The sequence below is a fragment of the Sinomonas cyclohexanicum genome (genome assembly GCF_020886775.1).
Taxonomy (GTDB): domain Bacteria; phylum Actinomycetota; class Actinomycetes; order Actinomycetales; family Micrococcaceae; genus Sinomonas; species Sinomonas cyclohexanicum.
In genome coordinates, this window is the sequence record NZ_AP024525.1 from 3,874,518 (window position 1) to 3,898,540 (window position 24,023).

Consider the following 24,023-nt stretch of genomic DNA (forward strand, 5'->3'; position numbering starts at 1 on the left):
GCATGCCCGCACATCGCCGGCATGCATGTCGCAGCATGCACCTCGCACCCACCACTGCCGCGCCGCCGTGCGCCGCCGCAGGAAAGAGCCATCCATGAGCGCGTCCACCCGCACCCGCCCCGCCCACGCACATCCCGCTACGCCACCTTCAGCCCACTCACGCCCACGCCTCGCGGCCGTCGCCGCCATGGGCGCCCTGGCCGCCGCGCTGTTTGCCCCCGCGGTCGCCGCCCCCGCCCAGGCCTCCACGACCACGGACGCCGAGAAGTCCATCGTGTACCTCGACGTCACGTTCGAGGGCACCGTCAAGGTCCCCTTCACGGACGGGACAGAGACCTACACGGCGAGCGTCGGCGCCGGCTGCACCGGCTGGTTCGCGAGCCAGCAGGCCCACATCGTCACCGCCGCGCACTGCGTCGAGAAGAGCGACGACGTCAAGCTCGCCGTCCTCCAGAAGGTCCTGACGACGCTCGGCTACGGCGAGTACGCGCAGCGCGGGCTCGACGAGAACTGGGCGACCGTGACCGGTGTGGCCGTGCGGGCGTACCAGCCCCAGGGCGTGGCGGGGGCCGTCCCGGCGCTGCAGTCCACCGGCCTCACGGCGCAGCTCGTCGACGCCCAGACGTTCGACAACGGCGACCTGGCGCTCCTCAAGATCGCGGACCTCGACGGCACGCCGGCCCTGCCCGTCGCGGCGAAGTCGCCCGGGATCGGCGAGCGCGTCACGTCCGTCGGGTTCGCCAGCGCCGTGACCAACGTCAGCGACGCCTCCCGCCAGCGGGCCTCGTTCAAGACCGGCACCGTGTCCTCGCGCCAGGTCACCACCACGGGCGTGCCGATCACCGAGATCGACGCCGCGGTCACGCAGGGCATGTCCGGCGGTCCCACGCTCGACCAGGACGGCCGCGCCGTCGGCATCAACAGCTTCAAGGTCCGCGGCGAGTCCCAGGCGTTCAACTTCGTGACCGACACCGGCGCGCTCACCGCGTTCCTCGGCCGCAACGGCGTGACCGTCGCCGCACCGACGCCGTCCGCGCAGTCCTCCGGCGCCGCCTCGGCGGGAGCGACGGGAGCCGCCGCGGCCCCCGCCGCATCGACTGACAGCAACCTGCCGCTCATGCTCGGAATCGGCGGCGGCGCGGTGGCCGTGATCGCCCTGGGGGCCGTGCTGTTCGTGATGCTCGGCAAGCGCAGGGCCTCGGGGCAGGCTGGCGCAGGCACGGGCGCAGGGTCGCCGGCGCCCGCCATGCCGGGACAGGGACCAGCGCAGGCACCGGCACAGGCAGCACCGCAGCACGCGGCGTTCGCCCAGGCCCCTGCCGCAGACGGTACCGCCGAGGGCGGCCAGCAGGCTCCGCAGTACGGCCAGCAGGTCCCGGCCGGCTTCCAGCCCACGCCGCAGCAGTTCGCGGGCCCACAGCAGTTCACGGGCCCGCAGCAGTTCACGGGCCAGCAGCCTCCGGCCGGGCAGTCGTACTACACCGCACCCGCCGTCCAGCCCGGAGACCCGGCCCAGCAGTACCCCCGGGCGTAATCCCCGGGCCAGCCTCGCACCCTGGCTCCACCTCGCACCCAGCGCGCCCCGCCGGCACAACGCCGACGGGGCGCGCGCATGTTCGCGCCCTCCTCGGGAATGGACAGCGATACTTGAATGTTCAAGCAGTCATGGACTTCGGCATCTTCACCTTCGGCGAGCTCACTCGAGACGCCACCGGCAACGCCCGCACGGCGGCACAGCGCATCGACGAGACCATCCGGCTCGCCAAGCTCGCGGACGAGGCGGGGCTCGACGTCATCGGCCTCGGCGAGCACCACCGGCACGACTTCGCGTTCTCCGCACCGGAGATCGTCCTCGCAGGCATCGCGCGGGAGACGAAGAACATCCGGCTCACCACGGCGGTGACGGTCCTCTCGACAGCGGACCCCGCCCGGGTCTTCGAGCAGTTCGCCACCCTGGACACCATCTCGGGCGGGCGCGCCGAGATCCTCGCCGGCCGCGGCGTCTTCCCCGAGTCCTTCCCGCTCTTCGGCTACGACCCCGCCAACTACGATGCCCTGTTCGAGGACAAGTTCGAGCTCCTCCTGCAGATGCGCGATGCGGCCGCAGTGAGCGAACACCCCACCGTCACGTGGCCCGCGGCCGACGCAGCCAACAGCGGGCAGCGCGCCCACCACGCCCTGCACGACGCTGCGATCGCGCCGCGGCCCATCCAGGAGCACCTGCCGATCTGGCGCGGAGTCGGCGGCACGCCCGCGAGCTTCGTCCGCGCGGGGCAGGCCGGGGTCCCCCTCTTCCTCGCGCTCCTGTCGGGGCATCATCACTTCGAGAGGCTCGTCCAGCTCTACCGCACCGCCGGCACCCAAGCCGGGCACGCGGCGTCGTCCCTCAAGGTCGGCACCGGGAGCCACTTCTTCGCCGCCCGCACGTCGCAGGAGGCTCGCGACACGTTCTACCCCCACTACGCCGCGTACATCGAGCAGAACATGCCCCGCCCGGCCGGTTCGTTCCCGCGTGAGAACTTCGAGGCGTGGGCCGGGCCCGGCGGCGGGTTGCTCGTGGGGAGCCCCGCGCAGATCACGGAGCGGATCCTCGCCACGCACGAGGCCCTCGGCACGAGCCGGTTCATGGCCCAGGTGGGCCTCGGCACGCTGCCGTTCGCCGAGACCGCGGCGTCCGTGGAGCTGCTGGCCACCGAGATCGTGCCGGCAGTGAGGAAGGCGATCGGGGAGGAGTGAGGCGGCTAGCCTTGACCGCATGACCTCTGGCGCGGGCCGCTTCGCCCCCAGTCCCTCCGGCGAGCTGCACGTGGGCAACCTGCGCACGGCACTGCTCGCGTGGCTCTTCGCGCGGTCCACGGGACGGCGCTTCATCCTGCGCGTCGAGGACCTGGACCGGGCCCGCGCGGGAGCAGAGGAGGTGCAGCTGAGGGACCTCGCCGCCGTCGGCCTCGACTGGGACGGGGAGGTGGTCCGCCAGACCGAGCGCGGCGGGCTGTATGAGGACGCGATCGCCCGACTCACCGCCGCCGGCCTCACCTACGAGTGCTTCTGCACGCGCCGCGAGATCCAGGAGGCGCCGAGCGCCCCGCACGCACCGCAGGGCGCGTACCCCGGAACGTGCCGCGACCTCAGTGAGGCGGAGCGCGCACGACGCCGCGCGGAGCGCCCGGCGGCGATCCGCCTCCGCGCCTCGGTCACCGAGTGGGCCGTGACGGACGCGCTGCACGGGCGGTATGCGGGGATCGTGGACGACTTCGTGCTGCGGCGCAACGACGGAGTCGTCGCGTACAACCTCGCGGTGGTCGTGGACGACGCCGCCCAGGGCATCGACCAAGTGGTCCGCGGGGACGACCTCCTGCCCTCCACCCCGCGCCAGGCGTACCTGGCGGGACTGCTCGGCGCCCGGGTGCCGGAGTACGCGCACGTGCCGCTGGTGCTCAACCGCGCCGGGCGGCGGCTCGCGAAGCGCGACGGCGCCGTCACCCTCGCCGCGCTGGCCGAGGCCGGGGTGCCGGCGGAACGGGTGACGGCGCTGCTCTTGGGCTCGCTCGGGCTGCCGGACACGCCGCCGGAGGCGCTCGCGGCGTTCCGCCCCCAAGAGCTCCCGCGCGCCCCGTGGGTCCTCGACCCGCGGGAGCTGACCCCCAGCATGGGGGCGCCGCCTGCGGGGCGCACCGTGGTGCGCGAAGGTTCTTCGAACCTTCGCGTCAGAAGGTGACTCCCGGATGTGCGTCTGAAAGTCAGCTCCTGGGGGTCAGCTTCTGAAGGGCGGGTCCTGAGGGTCAGATCGCGTGGGTCACGCCTGCATCGTGAACCGCGCCGCCGTGCGGGCGCCGAGGCCCGGCACGCGGTAGAGCGCGCGGAACGCAGCGTTCCGGGCTGCCATGACCGGCGCCGGGAGGGCCCGGCCGAGGGCCATGTTGAGCCGCGCCTGCCCTGCCGCGAGGCGGGCCGCGGCGAGGCGGTCGCGCTCGGCCACTGCCCACACCTCGGGCCACGCTGGGTCTGGTCCCCCGGACGGCCCCCGGCGCACGTCTGCGGCGATGAGCGGCACGAAGGCCTCGGCGTCGAGCCACCCGAGGGTCATGCCCTGGCCGCCGATCGGGCTGACCTCGTGCGCGGCGTCGCCCGCGAGGACCACCCGCCCCACCCGCATGCGCGCGGCGATCCGCTCCGTGACGCTGAACGCGCTCAGCATCGTGCACGACGCCGGGTCGACCCGCGCTCCCGTCCGCTCGGCGATGAGCTGCGCGAGGTCGCGGGCCGACGGGTCGACCGCCGGCTCGTCCAAGTGCGCGACCCAGCGCCGCACCCCGCCCGGCAGCGGGAACGACTCGACGATCCCCTCGGATTCGAGGCGCAGCACGGCGAGCGCACCGTCGCCCGTTGTGTCCGTGAAGTCGCCCATGAGGTACGCGTCCGGCAGCGCGCGCTCGCGCACGGGGACGCCGAGGCTCGAACGCAGCGGCGACCGCGCGCCGTCGGCCGCCACCACCCAGCGCCCAAACTCGCCGCCGCCCTCGGCACCCTCCCAGCGCACGACGGCGCCGCCCTCCGCCCGCTCGGCCCGCGCCGCGCGCACGCCCCGGCGCAGGGACCCGGGCGCGAGCTGCTCGAGCCGCGCCGCGAGGGCCTCTTCGGTGCGCCACTGCGCCACGGCGAGCACGGGCGGATCGAAGCACAGGCGCGCTACATCCTCGGTACGCCCCGACGCGCGGGACCGGGCAACCCCCTCGACAATCCGCACGCCCTCGGCGAGCAGCGTATCGGCGACGCCCGCCCGCCCCAGGACGCGGAGACCCGGCGGGTGAATGCCGATCGCGCGCGTGTGCCGGGTGCGCCGGGCCCGGGCCTCCAGCACCACGACGTCGACCCCAGCCTGCGCGAGCAGCACCGCGAAGCACAGGCCGACGGGGCCCGCGCCGACCACCACGACCTCGTGCCCCTCAAGCGGTCCGGGCGCCACTCCCCCGCCTCAGGGGAGCACGCGGGTCATGAGGGCCGTCTCGACCGTGAGTCCCGGCCCGAATGCCATGGCGCAGATGCGCTCGGCGCCCGGCCCAGCGCCGTCGTGCGCTTCCGCCACGGGGAGGCCGAGGATCCGCTCGAGGACGAACATGACCGTCGCGCTGGACATGTTGCCGAACTCGCGCAGGGTGTCGTAGGCGGGGGCGGCCTGCGCGTCCGTGAGGGCGAGCCGCGCGGCGACCTTGTCCACGATGCTGCGTCCGCCCGGATGGATGGCCCAGTGCTCGATGTCCGCGTGCGGGCGGCCGGCCAGAGCGGCATCCCGGGCGAGCAGAGGCTCGAGGGCGCCGGTGATGTGGTCGTCGATGATGTGCGGGACGTACGTGCCGAGGACCATCTCGAAGCCGTGGTCGCCAACATTCCAGGCCATGGTCTCCTCGCCGACGGGGGTGAGAGTGGTTTCGAAGGCGTCGAGGCTCAGGGACGGGCGGGTCACGGGGAGGTCCCTCGCGGTCACGATGGCGGCCGCCGCGCCGTCGGCGAAGAGGGACGCGCCCAGGATCGTGTCCGGGTCGTTGGAACTGCGCACGTGCAGCGAGCACAACTCGACAATCGCAACCAGCACCACGGCGTTCGGGTCGGCGTCGCAGAACGCCTTGGCCATCCGCAGGGCGGGGAAGGCCGCGTAGCAGCCCATGAAGCCGAGGTGGAAGCGCTGAACCGACGGGTTCAGGCCGAGTTCCCGGACGATCCGGTAGTCCGGCCCGGGGTTGAAGAAGCCCGTACAGGACACGGTCACCACGTGGGTGACGTCCTCGGCGGCGATGCCGTCGGCGCCCTCGAGCGCGCGGCGAGCGGTCTGGGTGAACAGTGGAGTGCCCTCGCGCGCAAACAGGTCGTTGCGCGTCTTGGTGCTCGGGGTCAGCAGGGTACCCGTGGAGGAGTCGAAGAAGTCGGGGCTGTGGTCGGGGCGGTCCCACGAGAACTCGGCGACGGCCGAGTAGCGGGTATCGATCGCCGCGGCGTCGAAGCACGTCTTGACGAGGCGCTGGCCCAACCGGGTCAGCCCCTCCTGCGCGGCGAACACGTCCCGGGCCTCGGGCTGCTTGAGCACGGTGGTGGGGACAGAGGTTTCGAGGGACCTCACGAGGACAGCCATGGGCCATTCTTCCCCCGAAACCGGGTGGCGAATCAAGGGGCGGGGCAGTGCGTTCACCATCACTGCCGTGACGGCGCCTCGGCTTCGGAGCGGACCCGCGGGAGATGACCTCCAGAAGCTGACTCCCAGGAGATGCCCCCCAGAAGAAGGGGGTTAGAGGATCCCCGCCTTCTCGAGCTGAGCCGCCAGGCCCGCCCCGTCCGGGGCCGAGGCCCAGGGGACGTCCGAGCGGGGGGTGGCCGAGTCGCCGTCGTGCGTGGTGCCGCCTGAGAACACCGCCTGTCCCGGCGAGAGCTGCCGGATCGCCACGGCGCCGACGGACTCGGGGTGCTCGGCGGCGAACTCGGCGTAGATCGACTCGTCATGCTGGCCGTTGTCCCCGATGAGGAGCCAGCGGATGCCCGGGAACTCGGCCGAGAGCCGGGCCAGGTTCTCCTGCTTGTGCTCCCGGCCCGAGCGGAACCAACGCTCCGGCGTCATGCCCCAGTCCGTCAGCAGCAGCGGCCCGGACGGGTACAGGTTGCGGCCCAGGAAGCGCTGCAGCGTCGGCGCGGCGTTCCACGGCCCGGTCGAAAGGTATACGACCGGCGCCTCCGGATGCTCCGCCGAGAGCCTATCGAGCAGCACCGACATCCCCGGCGTGGGCGTGCGCGCCCGCTCGCTCAGCACGAACGTGTTCCACAGCGCGAGGAATGGGCGCGGCAGGGCGGTGACCATGACGGTGTCGTCGATGTCGGACACGATCCCGAACCGCGCTCCGGGCTCCACGATCCGCACCCGCGCCGTCGACGGCTCGGCACCCTCGGCACTCATCCGCACCTCGTGCCATCCGGGCTCCAGCTCCACGTCCACGAGTGCGTCCACGACGCCGCCGCCGTCCGCATGGACGACGGCGCGGCTCGCCCCGATCTCGACCGTCACCTCGGCGTGCTGGATCGGCACGGACGTGAAGGACACCCAGCCGCGGAAGTTGTTGAACGCATCCGCCGCACCGTGGAGGCCGGGGCGCGAGTACAGGACCCGGCCCAGCACGCGCACCCGCGTCGTGGAGCCGTATCCCTGGTACGCGACCACCTGCGCCACGTAGTCGCCGCGCTTGGCCTGCCGGGTCCGGAGGTCGTTCCAGCCCTGCGCGACGCGTTGGGCCACCCGGAACAGCGGCTTGAGGCGCGGGGAAGCCGGGCTGCACGTGCCCGCGGTGTCGGGATGCTCAGTGCTCTCGACGGTCCTGAGGTACTGCGCGGTCATGGGACAACTCTCCCACGCCGAGAGGGGGCAGATCACATCGGCGGCACAGCCGAGTCACAGGTTGCTGCCACGTCAGGCCCTGGCGAGCTCCTCGATGTCCTCGAGGAACGCCGCCGCGACCTCGTCGCTCACGGTCGTCTTCGTCTCGCCGATCGCCTCGAGGTAGTCCTCCGTGGTGGGCCCGCGGCGGGCAGGGCTCTCGGCGGAGCGTCTGGCGGCGGCCGGGGACCCGCCGTCGTGCGCCGTGTCTGTCGCGGCCGCATCCCCGGTGTACACCGCCTTCTCGAGCGCGCGCTGCGACGCGGAACGCGCTGCGAACTCGATGTCCGCCGGCGAGAAGCCCTCTGTGCGTGCCACGAGCTCCTCCACGTCGACCTCTGGCAGCACGGCCTCGGGGATGAACCGCTCCCACATGGACCGGCGGGCCTCGGCGTCCGGGAGCCCGATCGGGATGACGTAGTCGAAGCGGCCGTGCCGCAGGAACGCCGAGTCGAGGGCACGGATGAAGTTCGTCGCGCACACAAGGAGCCTGCCCGACTGCTCGCGGAACGCGGGGATGATCTTGAGCAGCTCGTTCGTGACGCCCTGGTTGGGGCTCGGCGGGTCGCCGGCGCGGTGCGAGGCGATCTCCTCGACCTCATCGAGGAACACGACCGCGTGCTCGAGCTCGGCGATCTCCGTGAACGTCCGGCGCAGCGCGCCCGCGAGGCCCTCCGCGTCCCCGGCCAGGCGGGACGGGAACACCTCCACGAACGGCCACTCGAGCCGCGAGGCAATCGCCTTGGCGAACGTCGTCTTGCCGGTCCCGGGCGGGCCGAACAGCACGACGGCGCGCGGCGGCACCACCCCGAACTCGTCCGCGAGCTCTGCCTCGGCGAGCGGCAGGACGAGCCGGCGCTCGAGCAGCTGCTTCTCGCGCTTCATGCCCGCCACCCTGTCCCACAGGTCCCGGGGCAGCACCCGGCCGCCCAGCTGGGCGAGCGGCTCGAGCTCGGTGCGCTGGACCGGGATCTGGCGTTCGAAGAAGCGCAGGTTCTGCACGTCCTTGAAGCCGCGCGCCGTGAAGGCGTCGACGCGCGTCTCCGTGTCCGGCATGATGGCCGAGAGCTTCGTGAGGCCCAGGGGCGCCATCCGGTTCTCGAGGGCCGCGAGCAGCGCCGTGCCGATCCCGCGCGAGCGCCACTCCGGCAGGGTCGCCACGAACACGATCCACCCCTGCTCATGCGCCGCCCGGCCCACCGCGGCGCCCACCACGTCGTCGCCGTGCAGCGCCACGACGGCCACGTCCTTCTGGCAGCTCGCGAGCACCTCGGACAGCGAGTACACCGGCTCGATCCCCGAGTCCGTCATGGCGGTCCACAGGTGCAGGATCCCGTCCAGGTCCGACGGGTGGAAATCCCTGATCCGCCAAGTGGTCATCGGCGTGCTCCTTCGCATCGCGGCGTGCCGCGTTTGGTGTGTGGTGTGCTGCGCCGAGTCTAGCGAGGCGCACGTGGCATGGGCGTTGCGCGATTCTGCTCAGACTCGGCCGCTTGACCGGCCGGCAGGCGCGAAACGACGGCGTCGCGCGGGCCCGCCCCGCGCGACGGTGAGCAGAACCGCACGGGTCCTACCTCAGCCACGCCCCGACGGCGGTCCCGATGAGCGTGAGGGCACCTCCTGCGGCCCACGCGAGGCGGCGCCCGTGCGCCCGCACCACCGCGGTGTGCAGCGCGCCGAAGGACATCCTCGTCGCGGAAGGGTCCTCGGCGGGCGCCTGCTGGTGACCCCACGTGGCGGGTTCCGCGGCGACGGCGGCCAGCCGGTCGGCGTCGTGCGGCTCAAGGGTCTTCGCCTGTTTGGTGAGCCAGCGGCGCAGCTGTCCGTCTGTGACCACGGCCGCACCCTCGGCGAACCGCCGGATCGTCACCTTGCGCGGCGCAACGAGCACGACGGCGGCCCGCACCGGAACATCCCGACCCGCCGCGGCGCTGAGGTGCTTCGCGGCACGGGAGGCCTCGTGCGCGGAATTGCGCAGGTACCGCTGGTGCTGGCCGTTGACCATGACCACGCTGCCGGCCACCCAGACGTCCTTGCCCGCATGGTTCTTCGTGTTGAGCGTGAAGACGCCGCCGGGGCCGATCACGAGGTGGTCGATGTCCGCGCCACGCGTGCCCACGGGGATCGAGTGGAGCACGTGCCACTCGGGGCCCAGCTTGGCCAGGGCGCGGGCCACGCGCATCTCCCCCACCGCGCCGGAGTACCAGCTGCGGGCCTCGGGGGCGAGCGGGTTCGCGCCGAACAGCCGGGCGAGCCCGCGCCGGCGGGGCGTACCGGACTGGAGCCGCAGCGTCTCAACCATGACGGCCTGACCCGCGACGCGTGACCTCAGCGGGCCGGTCATGAAATCCACGGTGGTCCCCTTCGCCGTGCCGCCGCGCCCCCATGACGCGGTCCCGGACCAGCGTAGCCCGTCAGGTGAGGCGCCAGACTGCGGCGTCATGTTCAGGCGGCGGCCAGTGTGACCTGCGAGGATCGGCGCATGAGCATTGTGAAGATCAACGCCATCACCGTCCCCGCCGACTCCGGCGACGAGCTCGCCCGCCGCTTCGCCGCCCGCGCCGGCGCCGTGGACGGCGTCCCGGGGTTCGAGGGCTTCGAGCTGCTGCAGCCCACCGACGGACGCAACGTCTGGCTCGTCGTGACCCGCTGGGCCGATGAGGAGAGCTTCGAGGCGTGGCGGAACTCGGCCTCATTCGGCCAGGGCCACGGGCGGCATGGCGGGGCCGCGGACGCTGCTGGTGCGGGTGCCGAGGGCGCCGCTGCGGCGGACGGCGGCACCACGAACCACGGCGCCGCTGCGGCGGACGGCGGCCACTCGCCTGCCGGCGCACAGCGCCCCGTGGGCGTCTCCGCCGAGCTGTGGAGCTTCACCCCCGCCGATCTGGGCCAGTAGGGCGCCGCTCCCCGCCCTCACCGCGGCGCGCCCGCAGCGAGGCCCGGTGAACACGCGTTTACTTCGAGGGTGAACGCGTGTTTACTTGACAGGTGAGAACCCGCCCCTCCTGGCTCCTGACCCTCGTCCTGTCCCTGTCCGGCACACTCGTGGCGCTGCAGCAGACGCTCGTCGTCCCGCTGCTGCCCGATTTCCCCAAGATCCTGGGCGTCTCCTCCGACGACGCCTCATGGCTCGTGACCGCGACCCTGCTGGTCTCCGCGGTCGCGACGCCGATCGTGTCCAAGCTCGCAGACATGTTCGGCAAGAAGCTCATGATGCTGGTGTGCCTCGGCGTAATGATCGGCGGGTCCATCGTCGCGGGGATCGGGCTGGGCTTCGGGTGGGTCGTCGTCGGGCGAGCGCTCCAGGGCTTCTCGACGGCGCTCATCCCCGTGGGCATCAGCATCATGCGGGACGAGCTCCCGCCCAAGAAGGTGGGCAGCGCCGTCGCCCTCATGAGCGCGACCCTCGGCATCGGCGGCGCTCTTGGGATGCCGCTCGCGGGCGTCATCTTCGACAACCTCGGCTGGCACAGCATCTTCTGGATCGCGGCCGCCGCGGGCGCCGCGATGTTCGCCGCGATCGCCGCCTTCATCCCGGAGTCCCGGGTCAAGACGCCCGGACGCTTCGACCTGGTCGGCGCTGCGCTCCTCTCCGCGGCACTCACGGCGCTCCTGATCGCCGTGACGAAGGGCGGCTCGTGGGGCTGGGGCAGTCCCGGGGTGTGGGCCCTGTTCATCGGCGCCGCCGCCCTCCTCGCCGTCTGGTTCCCGTACGAGCTGAGGATCGGCGCCCCCATGGTGGACCTGCGCACGTCCGCCCGCCGCCCGGTCCTGCTGACCAACCTCGCATCCATCCTCGTGGGGTTCTCCATGTTCGCGAACCTCCTCCTCGCCGCGCAGCAGCTCCAGTTCCCCGCCGCGACCGGCTACGGGTTCGGCCTCACGGTCCTCCAAGCCGGCCTCGTCCTGATCCCGTCGGGGCTCGTCATGGCGCTCTTCGCGCCGGTCTCGGGCGTCATGATCAACCGCCTCGGCGGACGCCTGACCCTGATGATCGGCGCCGCGATCCTCGCCGCGAGCTACGTGGTCCGCGTGTTCTTCTCGAACTCGGTGCTCGAGATCGCGATCGGAGCGACGATCGTGAGCATCGGCACCGCTATCGCGTACGCGCCCATGCCGACCCTCATCATGGGCTCCGTCCCCGTGACCGAGACCGCGGCGGCCAACGGACTCAACACGCTCCTGCGCGCGGTCGGGACCTCCTCCTCGAGCGCGGCGGTGGCCGCGTTCCTCGCCAACGTCACGATGGAGGTCGGCGGGGTCAGACTCCCCGCGGTCGAGGCGTTCCACGGCGTGTACTGGATGGCCTGCATCGCCGCCCTCGGCTCGATCTGCCTCGTGTGGTTCGTCCCCAAGCCGGCCCCAGCGGCAACCCACGCCGCCCGCGAAGGAGGGGACGTCGTCGTGCGCGGCATGCTCCGCACCGGCGCGGAGGCCCCCGCGAGCCGCGGCCTCGTCTCCATCCTGACCCTCGACGGCGAGCCGATGGACTGGGCGCGCGTCGACACGGACGGGGCGTTCTCGGTCGCGGTGCCCGCCGCGGGCACCTACCTCGCCGTCGCGACGGCGCCGGGGTGGGCGCCGTCGGCGCAGGTGATCCGGCTGGAGCCTGAGGTCGCGCACGAGCTGTCGCTCGGCGAGGAGCAGGCGCTCCACGGGGTGGTGCACGACGCCGGGGGCTCGCCCGTACGCGGCGCCGTCCTGTCCGTGGTGGGCTGGGACGGGGTCTTCGAGGGCACGGCCCACACGGACGACGACGGCGCCTACCGGCTCAGGCTCCCGCCCGCGGGACGGTACGTCGTGAGCCTCCTCGACCCCACGACAGAGCAGGCCCAGGCCCGCAAGGTCAACGTCGAGACCCGGTCCCAGCAGCTCGACTGGGTGACGGCGTGAACGCGGGCGACCCCGGCCAGCACCGAGAGCCGAGCCAGCACCGGGAGCCCGGCCAACACAGCGCACGCGACGCCATCCTGGACGCTGCCCGGACCCTGTTCGCCGAGCGCGGCTACCGCGCCGTGACGGTGCGGGACATTGCCGCGGCGGCGTCGTGCTCGCCGGCCCTGGTCATCAAGCACTTCGGCTCCAAGGAGGGCCTCTTCGCCCAGACCAAGCCCGAGGATCCGCTCACGCACGAGCTGCGCGTGCCCCGGGCCGAGCTCGGGGAGGCGCTCGTGTTCCGCGTGCTCATGCGGGGCGAGCGCGGGCTGCCCGAGCCGTGGCTCGCCATCACCCGCAACGTCCGGGAGGCCCCCGACGCCGCCGCCGCGCGCGAGGAGGCGAGCGCCGACGTGCTCCGGTGGTCCGCCGAGCTCATCGGCGACACGACCCCAGGGAGGCGACACGCCGCCGTCGTGTGCGCGCTCATGTTCGGGCTCGCGGAGGCGGTCCGGACCATGGACCTCCTCGCACCGCGCTGGGCGTTCGACGACGTCGTGAGGCACTACGGGCGCAAGGTCCAGGAGGAGATCGACGCCTGCGGCTAGCGGGATGCCAGGCGCGTGGCCGTCAGGCCACCTGGGCGGGCCGGCGGCTGCGGAGGGCCAGGGCGAGCGCCGCGGCGACGCCGGCCGCGACGGTCATGACCACGGCCATGGGCACGGCCGTGTGCTCCCCCGCGAGCCCGGACAGCGGCGAGACGATGGCCCCGAAGACGAACTGCGCGGCGCCGAGCAGCGCCGAGCCGCTCCCGGAGACGTGCCGTACGGCCCCGAGCGCGAGGGCCGAGGCGTTGCCCATGATGAATCCCACGCTCGTGACCGCACACCAGATCGGGACGGCGAGGACCCACCGTGGCCCGGGCGCGAGCGCGAGGACGAGGGTGAGCAGGCAGAACACGAGCAGCAGCGGCGCGGCGACCCCGACGATCCGCTCCGGTGGGATCCGCCTGACCAGGCGCGAGGAGATGTACCCGGCGATGATGAGCCCCGCGGCGTTGAGCCCGAACAGCGCGCCGTACGCGATCGGCGGCAGGCCCATCACCACCTGGTACACGAACGGCGAGGCCGGGATGTAGCTCATCATGGCCGCGAACGCGGTCGCGAACAGGGCCGCGTACCCGAGGTAGCGGGGCACCTTGAACAGCTGGGCGAACCCGCCGACGATCCCGTGCCCGCCGCGCTTCTCGGGCGGCAGGGTCTCCCGCACCACGAATGAGACGCTGAGCATCATGAGCGCGAACAGCGCCGCCAGGGTCCACATGATGCCACGCCAGCCGATGGGGTCCTCGAGCAGGGCGCCGATCGACGGCGCGACCGCGGGCGCCACGCCGTTGACGGTCATGAGCAGGCTGAGAGTGCGGGGGGTCTCCGAGCCGTGGGTGAGGTCCACGATGATGGCCCGGGCGATCACGATCCCCGCAGCGCCGCAGATCCCCTGGACCAGGCGGGCCCCGATGAGCACCTCGAGGTTCGGCGCGAGCGCCGCCACCACGGAGGCGAGGATCGCGCCAGCGTTGCCGACGAGGAGCGGCTTCATGCGCCCGAACTTGTCCGAGATCGACCCGAACGCGAGCTGCCCCGCCGCCATGCCGAGGAGGAACCCGGTGAGCGTGAGCTGCACCCCGGAGGCCGTCGCCGCGAACTCCTGCTGCACGCGCGGGAAGCTCGGCAGGTACAGGTCCGTGGCGAGCGGGGCGGTCATCGACAGGAATGAGAGCACCAGGAGCCACGGCGCCCTGACGCCCCCGTGGCCGTTCAGCGGGCGCAGGGGCATGGCGGAAGCGTGGTTGAGGCGTCAGGCACCTGCCAAGCCTACGGCGTCATCACGCACGACGCCGCGCGGCGGCTCCCGCGTTACCCCGCCCTCCGCTGCGCCCACCACGGTGCCCACCACGGCGCCCACCGTGGGGCCTCGTGCAGGCTACCGCGCCCAGTCCGGGGTGTTCGCGAGGGCCTCGGGGTGATCTTCGACGTAGCGCCGCAGGCCTCCCTTGCGGGGGACCTTCACCGGGTCCGGCCATCGGGGCAGGAGCTGGTCGCCGAGCGTGACGCCACGGATCTTGCGCCCGATCAGCGGCACGACCCAGTCGCCCAGCCACGCGCGCTGGGCTGCGAGCCACTCGCGCGGGTTCCGCCGTGTGGGTGCCTCCCGGTCCCGCGGCTTGAGGCTCTGCGGGTAGCCGAGCTGGTCGAGGATGCGGCGGGCCAGGAACTTGTGCCCGGCCTTGGACATGTGGAGCCGGTCGGAGTCCCACATGCGCCGGTCGGCATACTCATCGAAGCACCAGTAGTCCACGAGGACGGCGTCGAGCTCGCGCGCCAGCCTGCGGACGCGCTCGTTGTACTGCCAGTTGCGGTGCCTGAGGGGCTCCAGGAGGGGGTTGACCCGCACGTCGTAGCCGGTGAACAGCACGAGCGTGGCCCCCGTGCCAGCGAGCGCGCGGACCAGTGCCTCGTACTCCTGGAGGAGCTGGTCCATGTCGGTGCCGAGGTCGAGGATGTCGTTGCCCCCCGCGTAGAGGGTGACCAGGGTGGGCTCCATGGCGAGGGCGGGTTCGAGCTGGTCTGCCACGATGTGGCGCAGACGCTTCGACCGGACGGCGAGGTTGGCGTACTCCCACCCCTTCTCCGTCTTCGCGAGCTTCTCCGCGACCCGGTCCGCCCACCCGCGCACGCCGTTGGGGAGCATCGGGTTCATGTCCCCGACGCCCTCGGTGAAGGAGTCGCCCAGGGCGACGAACCGCCTCCGAGGCGGTCGAACGCTAGAGGCCACGCCGGAAGCCTAGAGACGGGAGGCCACCAGCAGCCGACCTCCCGGTGAACGGCAGGCAACGAGAGCTGCGGCCGTGCCTCACCGGTTGTGTGGCCACCTCACTTGACGCACGGGACCCCTCCGCCGAGGAGCGCGTCGGACCAGTCGCCGGCGTTGAATGTCGCCGACGGCGAGGGTGATGCCTGCTGCGGCGCGGCCTGCTGCGACTGGGCGGGCGCCGGCTGGGCGGGCGCAGCGGCGTCGGACGACTGCGGCGCAGCGGTCTGCGGGGCGGACTGCGCCGGCTTGGGGTTGAGCAGGTCCGCGACCTGGGACTGGACCGCGGCCTTGTCCACGATGTTCACGGACTCGCCCGTATCGGACCAGCCGAACCCGACGATCGGCAAGGTGACGAACTTCATCTTGTTGTCCGAGAGCTGCTTCGCCTTGAGCCCGAAGTCGATGAGGTTCAGGCCCTGGTCCACTGCCATCTTGCCCTTGAGCGCGTCGAGGATGCCCGTGACCTTCCCGACGTCCGTGATCGTGCCGCGCTGCTTGAGCTGCGTGGCAAGCGAGGAGATGAACGCCTGCTGGCGCCGGGCACGGTCGAGGTCGGTCAGGGACACCCCCGAGCCGGAGGTATCGCGCCGCTGCCGCACGAACGCGACGGCCTGCTGGGCGTCGATCTGCTGCACGCCGGCCTTGAAGTCGGCGCCGGAGTACGTGTCCTTCGTGGCCTCCTGGAGGCACACCGTGATCGGCGCGACGGCCTTCGCGACGGAGAGGAACGCGGCCATGGTCACCTCGACGAAGTGGTCGATCTTGATGTTTAGGAAGTCCTCGACCGTCTTGATCTCGGCCTTGCGGCCTGCGTCCCGGGCCTCCTGATAGATCTGGTCCTGGCTCTTGCCGCCCGGGTTCGCGGTGAGTTCCCGCATGGACTGGTCCATGGCGTACCCGTAGGCCTGCTTGACCTTGCCCTGCTTCACGCCGTCCGGGGCGCCCGCAAGGTCAACGTAGTCGTCACGCGGGATGGAGATGATCGTCGCCTGGCTGCCGTCCTTCGGCACGTGCAGCACCATGAGGACGTTGCTGTTGTACCCGCCGTCATTCGCCGAGCCGGAGTGCAGGGCGTCGTACTCCTCCTGGCTCAGCGGCTTCCCGTTCTCGTCGAGGCGGCTGTCGAGGCCCATGAGGAGGATGTTGACGTCCTGGTCGAGGCCCGCGCCGCCCTCGAGGGCCTGGGACCGGCGGATCCCGTTCTCGAACCCGAAGTAGGTCGCGGCGGCCCAGATCCCGGCGCCGAGCACGAGCGCGACGGCGACGACCCCCGCGAAGACGGCCACGCGCCGTCGTCTGTAGATCCAGCGCCGGTCATAGGCGAGGGACTTCTGGTACAGGTTGCGATAGGGGGCGTCGTCAGACCTGCGCATACGGCGTACCTCCCGAGTGGTTGGGGCGCCCCGGAGGGCGCGCTGGCCCACCCTAGCCAGCCAGTCTCCGAGCTTGCTGGACACTGCCTGAGCGACGCCCTGACCGGCGGGCCACGCAGGCGACGGCCTTGACGGCCGAGGCCCGCGGCCCTGCGCATCAGCGAAGCACGATGTCCACGGGGTTCGCCTGTGACCGCGGGCCCCCCGGATCGCTGCGTCCATCGTTTCCTGCCGGCGTCTCGATGAGGCCCGACCGGTTGGTCCGCTTGTCCCGCAGGATCTCCGTCACGGAACCGAGGTAGCGCGAGAGGTCGATGACGTTCTCGGGCGCCGCGAGCAGCAGCTGGAATCCGAACTCGTGCAGCGCCCCGATGCCCTGGCCGGCGAATTCCTCGGACGCAAGCACGAACGCCTCGTCCATCATCACGGTCCCGTAGCTCGTGAACCCCTGCTCGGCGATCCCGAGCTGGTAGCTCAGCGCCGCAGCCATGATGAACGCCGTGAAGCGCTGCCGCTCGCCGCCGGACATGCTCCCGGTGTCCGCGTGCACGAACACCTCGTCCCGCGGGCCGTCCGGCGTGCCGTTCGTGGTGTCTCGCGACACCCGGTGCTCCTTGCACGAGATGAACACGTGCGTGCGCGTGTCCAAGACCTCGGCCCGCCACCGCCGGTCCTCGGGCGTCTGCGACGCCAGCCGCTTCACGAGCGCCTCGAGGGTCTTGTAGCGGATGGTGAGCTGGTCGTCGTCGTGCTTCGCCCCGGCAGCGGCGGGTGAGCTGCCCCCGCCGGGCGCCCCCTTCCCCGACGACGGCGCGTGGCGCGCCCTGAGCGCCGAGACGATCGCCTCCTTGAACTGCTTCGCGGACGCCGGGACGGTTTGCCGGATGTCGAGCTCGAGGTACGAGCCGTCGTGGAAGTCGACGCCGGCGAGGATCGAGTTCAGCGGCAGGATGCGGGCGGCGATGCCGCGGCGCTCCTCGTCGAGCAGGTGCAGGAGCGTGGAGAACGACTCGTGCGTGCGCTGCGCGAAGAACTCCCGGAACTGCGCCTCCTGTGCCGGCAGGCCCTCGGAGACGATCTGGTGGTAGCGGGCCTCGAACGCGGCCGCGGCGCCGATCGAGGTGCCGTGGTCGGCCGAGACGACGGAGCCCCAGTCGCGCTGGAACTGCTCGAAGATGCGGGTCAGCCGCTCGGCGGCGGCCTGCCCGCGGCTCTCCGCAGCGTGGACGCGGGAGGCGAGGCGTGCGTGGACCTCGGCGGCGATCCGCTCGAGGTCGGACTGGTCCTCGGGCTGGCCGAATTCGGCGAACAGCGGAGCGAGCGTGCCGGTCGCGGCGGCCGACGGCGGCGCGTCCGCCAGCAGGGTCCGCGCGGCCTCGAGGAGCCGGTCGGCGCTGGCGAGCTGGGAGTCAAGTTGGCGGTACTCGCTCTGCAGCACGGCCGCGGCCTCGGTGGAGGCCTGGTGGTCCGCGCGGACGGCCTCGACCTTCGCGCGCAGCGGCTCGAGGTCGGTCTGCGCGGCGAGGGCGTCCTCGAGTCGCTTCTCGATGCGGGCGAGCTCCTGGGCGGCGGCCTCGGTGGAGACGTCCTCCCAGGCCCGCTCGTCGCCGGCAACCCGGCGCAGCGCCTCGACCCGGCGGCCGTGGTCCTGGTGCGAGTCCTCACTCGCCTGGGCGGCCTCGGCGGCGCGTGCCAGAGCGGCCTCGAGCTCGAGCACCCGGGCGGCGACGAGCTCGACCTTGGAGGCGTTGTCGAAGCCGAGGACGAAGTCGGCGCGGGCCGCGAAGCGGTCGTCCTTCTCGACCGTACCTCGGCCGCGCTTCACCACGCCGCCGAGGCTCAGGCCTCGCTCGAGCCCGGCGAGCTCGTCAGGGTCCTCGACGCACCTGTACGCGAAGTCGACGGCGATCCGCTCCCGCACGTACGCACCCGCCTCGGCGTGCTCGCCGGAGTCGAGGATGTCCAGCTTGGTCAGGAGGTCCCGCCCACCCACCGATTCGAGGGCGAGCTCCGCGCCGGGGACGCGGGAGGAGAGGTCGACGGCGCGCAGTGCCCCCCGCACGGGATTCGCATCGAGCCAGCGGGTCACCGCCGCGAAATGCCGTCCGGGGACGAGGAGCGTCGTGGCGAGCGGGCGCAGGGCCCGCTCCGCCGCGGCACGCCAGGCCTCGTGGCCCTCCGCGAGGTCGATCAGCTCGCCGGCGTAGGGCAGCTCATCCTCCCCCACACCCAGCGCCCCGGCGATGGCAGCGCGGTTGGACAGGGCATGCTGGGGCAGGAGGCTCTTGCTGGCCGACATGGCCGCGAGCTCCGTGCGGGCCTCGGCGAGCTCGCGCTTCGCGGTCGCCTGGGCCTCGAACGCACCGAAGCGCGCCTCCCTGAGGGCCTCCGCGCCGCCCTCGAGCCGCGCGAGAGCCTCGACGGCCTGCCGGCGAGCGGCCGCCCAGCCCTCGGCCGAGAGCGGGAGGTCAAGGCCGGCGTCGTGCATCCCCGCCTTCGCGGCGGCCTCCACCTCGCGGCGCAGTCGCAGGCCAACGGCCGCGTTGTCGCGGGCCTGCTCGAGCGTGGAGATCTGGTTTCCGCCGGCGTTGTTGTACTCGGCCTCGAGGGAGCGCAGCTCGGCGGCGAGGGCCTCGCGGCGGTGGCGCTCGGCGGAGAGTTCCTTGGCCTTGGCCTGCGCCCGCGTCCGGATCCCGGTGATGAGCCGCTCCTGGACGGCCACGCTGTGGGCCTGGCGCACGGCGTCGAACGGCTCGTCGGCGAGGTCCCGCAGGCGCGCGGCCTCGGCCTGGGCGGCCTCGTACTCCTGGTTGAGGGCGGGGACGGGGGCCAGCTGGTCGCGCTGGAGGCGCACGTCCTCGAGCCGGCCGCGGATGGACATGAGGTTGGAGAACTCCTCGACCACCTCGTCCGCGGCGGCGAGCGTGGCGGGCGCGTCGAGGACCTGGTCGCGGAAGAAGCTGTTGACGCTCCCGCCGAGGCCCTTGCCCGACTGGATGACGCGCAGGAGCGGGAGGGCCTGGTCGCTCGAGATGCCCAGGAGACGGCGGAACCGCTCGGCGAACGTCTTGTGGACGTCGAACACCTGGGCGTCCGGGAAGAGCACCTCGAGGGCCGACTTCGTGAAGCGTCGGCTCTCTCCCTGGCCGGTGAGGCCCTCGACCGCCTGCACGTCCAGCGGGACGGAGTCGATGAGGTAGAACCGGCCCAGGCTCGACTCGGTGCCGTTCTTGGGCAGGTCGAACAGTGCCGAGAGGGTGTACGCGGCGCCGGCGGCGTTGCTGAACGTGAGCGCGACGGCGCTCCAGGTGGCCCCCGGGCGCTGGAACGCGCTCGCCCGTCCTTCACCCACCGCGACGTCGCCGACCTTGCCGCGCATGTACGTGTACGTGGTGCGGCGGTCCTCGGAGGTGCCCGTGCGGGCCGCGGCCGCCTCGTTGGAGCGCGGGCGGGCGTCGAACACGCGGGCGATCGCGTCGAACAGCGTGGACTTCCCCACGCCGGAGTTGCCCGTGAGCATGGTGCCCGCCCGGTCCACGTGCATCGTGTGGGATCCGTGGAACGTTCCCCAGTTGACCACCTGGACGAGGCTCAGGCGGTACTGGCCGGGGTTGATGTCCGTGCCCAGCGGGAGCATGGCCGCGACGCTCACGGGTTGACCTCCTCCTCGGTCTGTTCTTCTGGTCCTTCCCCGCCGAGGTCGGGGGATCTGTCCTCCTCGACGCCCGAGGCGAGCTGACCGCCGTCGTCGGGCAGGGCGCCGTCGTGCGCGCCTCCGGTCCGCTCCGGGCCCGCAGCGACGACGGCTTCGAGGTGTCGGGTCACGTCGCCGATGTTCTCGAAGGGGAGCGCAAGCGGGAGGGCGTTGGAGATGAGGTAGACGTCGTCGAGGGCGGTCGGGATGAGGAGGCGACGGGCCTGGAGCTTCGCGACGGCGCGGTTCACCGTGTCCGTGTCGCGGAGGGCGTCCTGCTCTTCGGCTGGCTGGTAATGGGCCACGACGTCGGCGAGCTCCTCGAGCGTGACCGTCGGCTCGGTCTGGGCGGTGACGTGCCGGTCAAGCAGGAGGCGAAGCCGCAGAAGGAGGATCGTCTCGACGCGGCTGAGGGTGCGCTGCTGCCGCAGGACCGTGGCGCGCGACGCCGTGCCCAGCAGCTCCGGATCCACCGGGCGCAGGACGGCGATCTTGCGCCCATGGTCGATCTGGAGGCGAAGGAAGAGCTCGGAGAGCCGCGAGCGAAGCACGTCCTGATGGTCAAGGAGTGTGGTCCAGGCCTTCTCGTCGCGGATGCCGTCGAGATACGGGCCCTTGAGGAGGCGGACCAGGACGTGCCGGACCTTGAGGGGAAGCACGCCCGTGTCGCCGTCGTAGAGGGCGGCGCTGGGGGCGAAGGCCCCGATCTCGGCGTCAGGGGCCCCGATCTCGGCGTCAGGGGACCCGATCTCGGCGGTGGTGTCCACTAGTTCTCCTCCTCGCGGGTCGGGATTTCCGGTTGCTCGCGGACGACGGTCGCGTGGGGGACATAGGCGGTGCGGCGCGTGCCGTCGACCTGTCCGAACTCGAGCGGTGCCCAGACACCCCGGTCAAGGCGCACGCCCTCCTGCAGCAGGTGGCCGAGAAGCGCGCGGATCGAGTTAATGTGCTGCTCCTCGGCGGGCAGCTGGGACCAGATCCCGCTGATCTCGGCGCGGCCGCGCCCTGCCTCGAGTGCCACCGCCACGGCCTCCCGAAGCGTACCGGCCCGAGCCTTCGCGGTCCGGGCGGACCGTGCGCGGTCATCGCTCCCGAAGCTGATCGGGTCCGCGAGGCGCGGCGGCGGCGCGAGCTCGTCAGGGTCGAAGAGCTTCACCATGGACAGCGATTCGAACTCGGCACCGAACAGCTCAGGAGCGGGCGCGAAACCCGACTCCTCGCGCACGTACGTCAGACGGCGCACGGCCTGCTCCGCCCGGCGGATCGCCTCGCGCAGACGGACGGACTGGCGGTAGTCGTCGCTCTGGACGTAGGTATTGAGGCTCTCGGAGAGCTTGCCGTAGATGCGCTGGATCTGGGCGTTCGCCTCGCGCAGCTCCGCGACCAGGTTGCGGAGGGTCTCGCGCTCCTCATGGTCGAGGCCATCCGCGAAGTCCCGAGAGAGCACCTCTCCGATCGCGGCACGGAAGCGCAGCTGCTGCTCGGGGTCGTCGAGGAACGCCGTGAACGAGCGGAACGTGCGGCCCTCGCTCGAGGCCCGCAGCCGCCGGTCCGCCTCAAGGACCTGGGCCATCGTGGCGCCCTTGGTCAGCGACTCCTCGATGATCTGATTGCGCAGCTCGCCCACGGAGTCCTCGATCGCGGCGCGCATGCGCTTGAAGTCGGCGGGCACGCCGGCTGCGAGGTCCAGGATGTTCCCTGCCGCCTCGAGCGCGGTCTCATCGTCGAGGCTCCCGGACTGCTCCCCCGCCCTCAGCGCGCGCACGAGCTCGAGCCGCTCCTCGATCTCCGCCTCGAGGGCCTCGATCCGCGCGCTCGTGTCCGGGTTCGTCTCTCGGGCGAGCCGCTCGACGTCCCCGAGGAGCGTGCCGAGCCGCGAGCCGGTGAGGGTGGAGCGGTCGGAAGAGAGGGACTCGAGGAAGACGAGCACGCGGGCGCTGGCCTCGGTGAGCTCGTACACGATGCGGCCGCCCTGCGCCCGTCGGGTGAGGAACCTGCGCCGGGTCCAGTCGTCCGCAATGGCCCTCCCCCCCGCGGTTCCGGCCGTCGCGGGGGCGCCCAGCGCGGCGTCGTGCGCTCGGAGATCTGCGAGGAACCCGTCCAGTTCCTCGTGGAACTGCTCGAGCTCCACGTGGGGCCGGTTGCGGGTGAATGCGGTCTGGAGTGCGGCGATCGTCCACGGGGCAGATCGGGTCAGGGCCCACGCCGGACCTCGATGGAGGGACTCGAGCTCTGCGAGCCTCGCGAGCGCGGCCGAGGATGGCACACCCGTTGCCGGCTGACGGGGCACGGGCTGCGGTTCTGGCACGGCAGATCAGTCTACCGGCGCGGCCCCGGAGCTCCTGAGCCGGAATGGCCTTCTCCTTCCGTGTGGCCGATTTGGTCCCGTCGAAGGGAAGATCGGCTCCGTTCGCTGTCGGCGAGAACGCCCATGGCGCGGGGAACCTGCCGGGCACACGGTCCGTTGAAGCCGAAGAGGCTGCAGAGGGCCGGGGTACAGAACTGTCGGGGGGCCGCGACATAATGGCCGTGGCTGGTCTTGGGGGAACCGCTCCTGAAGGCTGCGCAGCCACAGATTGCCGCCCGGCACCCCGGGCCTGAACCAGGAGCTCTGCGCACCACGTGTTTCTGAGAACCTTCGGTTGGTCATTCGGCGTGAGCGCCGTTGCGCTCGTCGCGGCCTTCCTCTACGGGGGCCCGCAGGCCCTCTTCCTCTCGCTCGTCCTCGGCGTCCTCGAGGTGAGCCTGAGCTTCGACAACGCGGTGGTGAACGCCCGCATCCTCGAGCGCATGAATCCGTTCTGGCAGAAGATGTTCCTCACCGTGGGCATCGTCATCGCCGTGTTCGGCATGCGCGTGCTGTTCCCGCTGCTGATCGTGGGGCTCACCGCCAAGCTCAACCCTGTCGAGGCCGTCCAGCTCGCGCTCGCAAAGGGCCCCATCACCGAGCCCGGCAGCTACGCCTACATCCTCCACCACGCCCACCCGCAGATCGCCGCGTTCGGCGGGATCTTCCTCCTGATGATCTTCCTCGACTTCTTCTTCGAGGACCGCGAGATCAAGTGGCTCCACTGGCTCGAGATGCCGCTGGCCAAGGTCGGCAAGATGAACGGCGCCTCGCTGGTGGTCGGGCTCTTCGCACTCGGCATCATCGGCCAGCTCTCCGGCCCCGAGCTCCAGGGTGGCGTCCTCATGGCCGGCATCTTCGGCATGGTCACGTACTTCCTCGTCCAGGGGCTCGGGGAGCTCTTCGACACGGATGAGAGCGGTGAGATCGACGCCGACGACATCCCGACCGCCGCTGGTGGAACCCACGGCAAGGGCCAGAACAAGGCGGTCCACGTGGCCGGCAAGGCCGCGTTCATGCTGTTCCTGTACCTCGAGGTCATCGATGCGTCGTTCTCGTTCGACGGCGTCATCGGCGCGTTCGCGATCACGTCCGATCCGATCATCATCGCGCTGGGCCTCGGCCTCATCGGCGCGATGTTCGTCCGCTCGCTCACGGTCTACCTGGTCCGCCAGGGCACCCTCGACGAGTTCGAGTACCTCGACCACGGTGCCCACTGGGCGATCGGCGCCCTCGCCGTCATCCTCCTCATCACGATCGGCATCGAGGTCAACGAGGTCGTCACGGGGCTCATCGGCGTGTTCTTCATCGGCGCGGCGTTCCTTGCCTCCATCCGCCGGAACAAGCGCAAGGCCTTAGAACCCGAGCACGCGCACACGGCGTGACCAGACCGAACCGCACCAACCGCACCGCACACCTTCAGAGAGACAACGTTAGGAGCACACT

General features: G+C 71.9%; 18 protein-coding genes. 7 read left to right on the forward strand and 11 right to left on the reverse strand.

What is annotated here, in order from left to right; translation table 11 throughout:
* The first annotated feature begins 94 nt into the window (after positions 1–94).
* The 3 genes from SCMU_RS18215 (at position 95) to gluQRS (ending at position 3,718) form a co-directional block, all read left to right on the forward strand.
* Complete coding sequence (locus SCMU_RS18215) at positions 95–1,534, forward strand: trypsin-like peptidase domain-containing protein (RefSeq protein WP_229230497.1); 1,440 nt, start codon at positions 95–97, stop codon at positions 1,532–1,534.
* A gap of 131 nt (positions 1,535–1,665) precedes the next feature.
* The gene (locus tag SCMU_RS18220) at positions 1,666–2,736 is read left to right on the forward strand and encodes an LLM class flavin-dependent oxidoreductase (protein WP_229230498.1); all 1,071 of its coding nucleotides are present in this window, start codon (positions 1,666–1,668) and stop codon (positions 2,734–2,736) included.
* A 19-nt stretch (positions 2,737–2,755) separates the two neighbouring features.
* Positions 2,756–3,718 (forward strand): tRNA glutamyl-Q(34) synthetase GluQRS, encoded by a 963-nt coding sequence (gene gluQRS / locus SCMU_RS18225; protein WP_229230499.1) that lies wholly within the window; start codon positions 2,756–2,758, stop codon positions 3,716–3,718.
* A 78-nt stretch (positions 3,719–3,796) separates the two neighbouring features.
* On the opposite strand, the gene SCMU_RS18230 is transcribed toward gluQRS, so the two are convergent.
* From SCMU_RS18230 to SCMU_RS18250, 5 genes are all read right to left on the reverse strand, one after another.
* Positions 3,797–4,966, reverse strand: coding sequence for an FAD-dependent oxidoreductase (locus SCMU_RS18230; protein WP_229230500.1), 1,170 nt, complete (start codon positions 4,964–4,966; stop codon positions 3,797–3,799).
* Positions 4,967–4,975: 9 nt separating this feature from the next.
* Positions 4,976–6,127: a type III polyketide synthase gene (locus tag SCMU_RS18235; protein ID WP_229230501.1), complete on the reverse strand. Its 1,152-nt coding sequence runs from the start codon at positions 6,125–6,127 to the stop codon at positions 4,976–4,978.
* 153 nt (positions 6,128–6,280) lie between these two features.
* On the reverse strand, positions 6,281–7,375 hold the full coding sequence (locus tag SCMU_RS18240) for an App1 family protein phosphatidate phosphatase (RefSeq protein WP_229230502.1): 1,095 nt from the start codon (positions 7,373–7,375) through the stop codon (positions 6,281–6,283).
* Positions 7,376–7,447: 72 nt separating this feature from the next.
* Positions 7,448–8,794 carry an ATP-binding protein gene (locus SCMU_RS18245; RefSeq protein ID WP_229230503.1) on the reverse strand — a complete coding sequence of 449 codons (1,347 nt, stop codon included), beginning with the start codon at positions 8,792–8,794 and terminating at the stop codon, positions 7,448–7,450.
* A gap of 190 nt (positions 8,795–8,984) precedes the next feature.
* Positions 8,985–9,758: a nuclease-related domain-containing protein gene (locus SCMU_RS18250; RefSeq protein ID WP_229233083.1), complete on the reverse strand. Its 774-nt coding sequence runs from the start codon at positions 9,756–9,758 to the stop codon at positions 8,985–8,987.
* 138 nt (positions 9,759–9,896) lie between these two features.
* Between SCMU_RS18250 and SCMU_RS21060 the strand changes: the two genes are divergently transcribed.
* From SCMU_RS21060 to SCMU_RS20800, 3 genes are all read left to right on the forward strand, one after another.
* Positions 9,897–10,310: an antibiotic biosynthesis monooxygenase family protein gene (locus SCMU_RS21060; RefSeq protein WP_371829610.1), complete on the forward strand. Its 414-nt coding sequence runs from the start codon at positions 9,897–9,899 to the stop codon at positions 10,308–10,310.
* 92 nt (positions 10,311–10,402) lie between these two features.
* Positions 10,403–12,307 (forward strand): MFS transporter, encoded by a 1,905-nt coding sequence (locus tag SCMU_RS18260; protein ID WP_229230504.1) that lies wholly within the window; start codon positions 10,403–10,405, stop codon positions 12,305–12,307.
* Positions 12,304–12,897, forward strand: a complete 594-nt coding sequence (locus SCMU_RS20800; protein ID WP_274602892.1) for a TetR/AcrR family transcriptional regulator — start codon at positions 12,304–12,306, stop codon at positions 12,895–12,897. The genes SCMU_RS18260 and SCMU_RS20800 overlap by 4 nt, the downstream gene beginning before the upstream one ends.
* A gap of 22 nt (positions 12,898–12,919) precedes the next feature.
* Here the strand turns inward: SCMU_RS20800 and SCMU_RS18275 are convergent, their stop codons facing one another.
* From SCMU_RS18275 to SCMU_RS18300, 6 genes are all read right to left on the reverse strand, one after another.
* A complete protein-coding gene (locus SCMU_RS18275) occupies positions 12,920–14,125 on the reverse strand; it encodes a multidrug effflux MFS transporter (protein WP_229230505.1) in 1,206 nt (401 codons plus the stop codon).
* 147 nt (positions 14,126–14,272) lie between these two features.
* Positions 14,273–15,124: an SGNH/GDSL hydrolase family protein gene (locus SCMU_RS18280; RefSeq protein ID WP_229230506.1), complete on the reverse strand. Its 852-nt coding sequence runs from the start codon at positions 15,122–15,124 to the stop codon at positions 14,273–14,275.
* Between the two features lie 98 nt (positions 15,125–15,222).
* Positions 15,223–16,536: an LCP family protein gene (locus SCMU_RS18285; RefSeq protein ID WP_229230507.1), complete on the reverse strand. Its 1,314-nt coding sequence runs from the start codon at positions 16,534–16,536 to the stop codon at positions 15,223–15,225.
* A gap of 157 nt (positions 16,537–16,693) precedes the next feature.
* Complete coding sequence (locus SCMU_RS18290) at positions 16,694–20,188, reverse strand: ATP-binding protein (RefSeq protein ID WP_229230508.1); 3,495 nt, start codon at positions 20,186–20,188, stop codon at positions 16,694–16,696.
* Positions 20,185–20,979 carry a DUF4194 domain-containing protein gene (locus SCMU_RS18295; RefSeq protein ID WP_443020348.1) on the reverse strand — a complete coding sequence of 265 codons (795 nt, stop codon included), beginning with the start codon at positions 20,977–20,979 and terminating at the stop codon, positions 20,185–20,187. The genes SCMU_RS18290 and SCMU_RS18295 overlap by 4 nt, the downstream gene beginning before the upstream one ends.
* A 17-nt stretch (positions 20,980–20,996) precedes the next feature.
* Positions 20,997–22,538 (reverse strand): DUF3375 family protein, encoded by a 1,542-nt coding sequence (locus SCMU_RS18300; protein ID WP_229230510.1) that lies wholly within the window; start codon positions 22,536–22,538, stop codon positions 20,997–20,999.
* Positions 22,539–22,852: 314 nt separating this feature from the next.
* Between SCMU_RS18300 and SCMU_RS18305 the strand changes: the two genes are divergently transcribed.
* Complete coding sequence (locus SCMU_RS18305) at positions 22,853–23,962, forward strand: DUF475 domain-containing protein (protein ID WP_229230511.1); 1,110 nt, start codon at positions 22,853–22,855, stop codon at positions 23,960–23,962.
* Positions 23,963–24,023 lie beyond the last annotated feature (61 nt).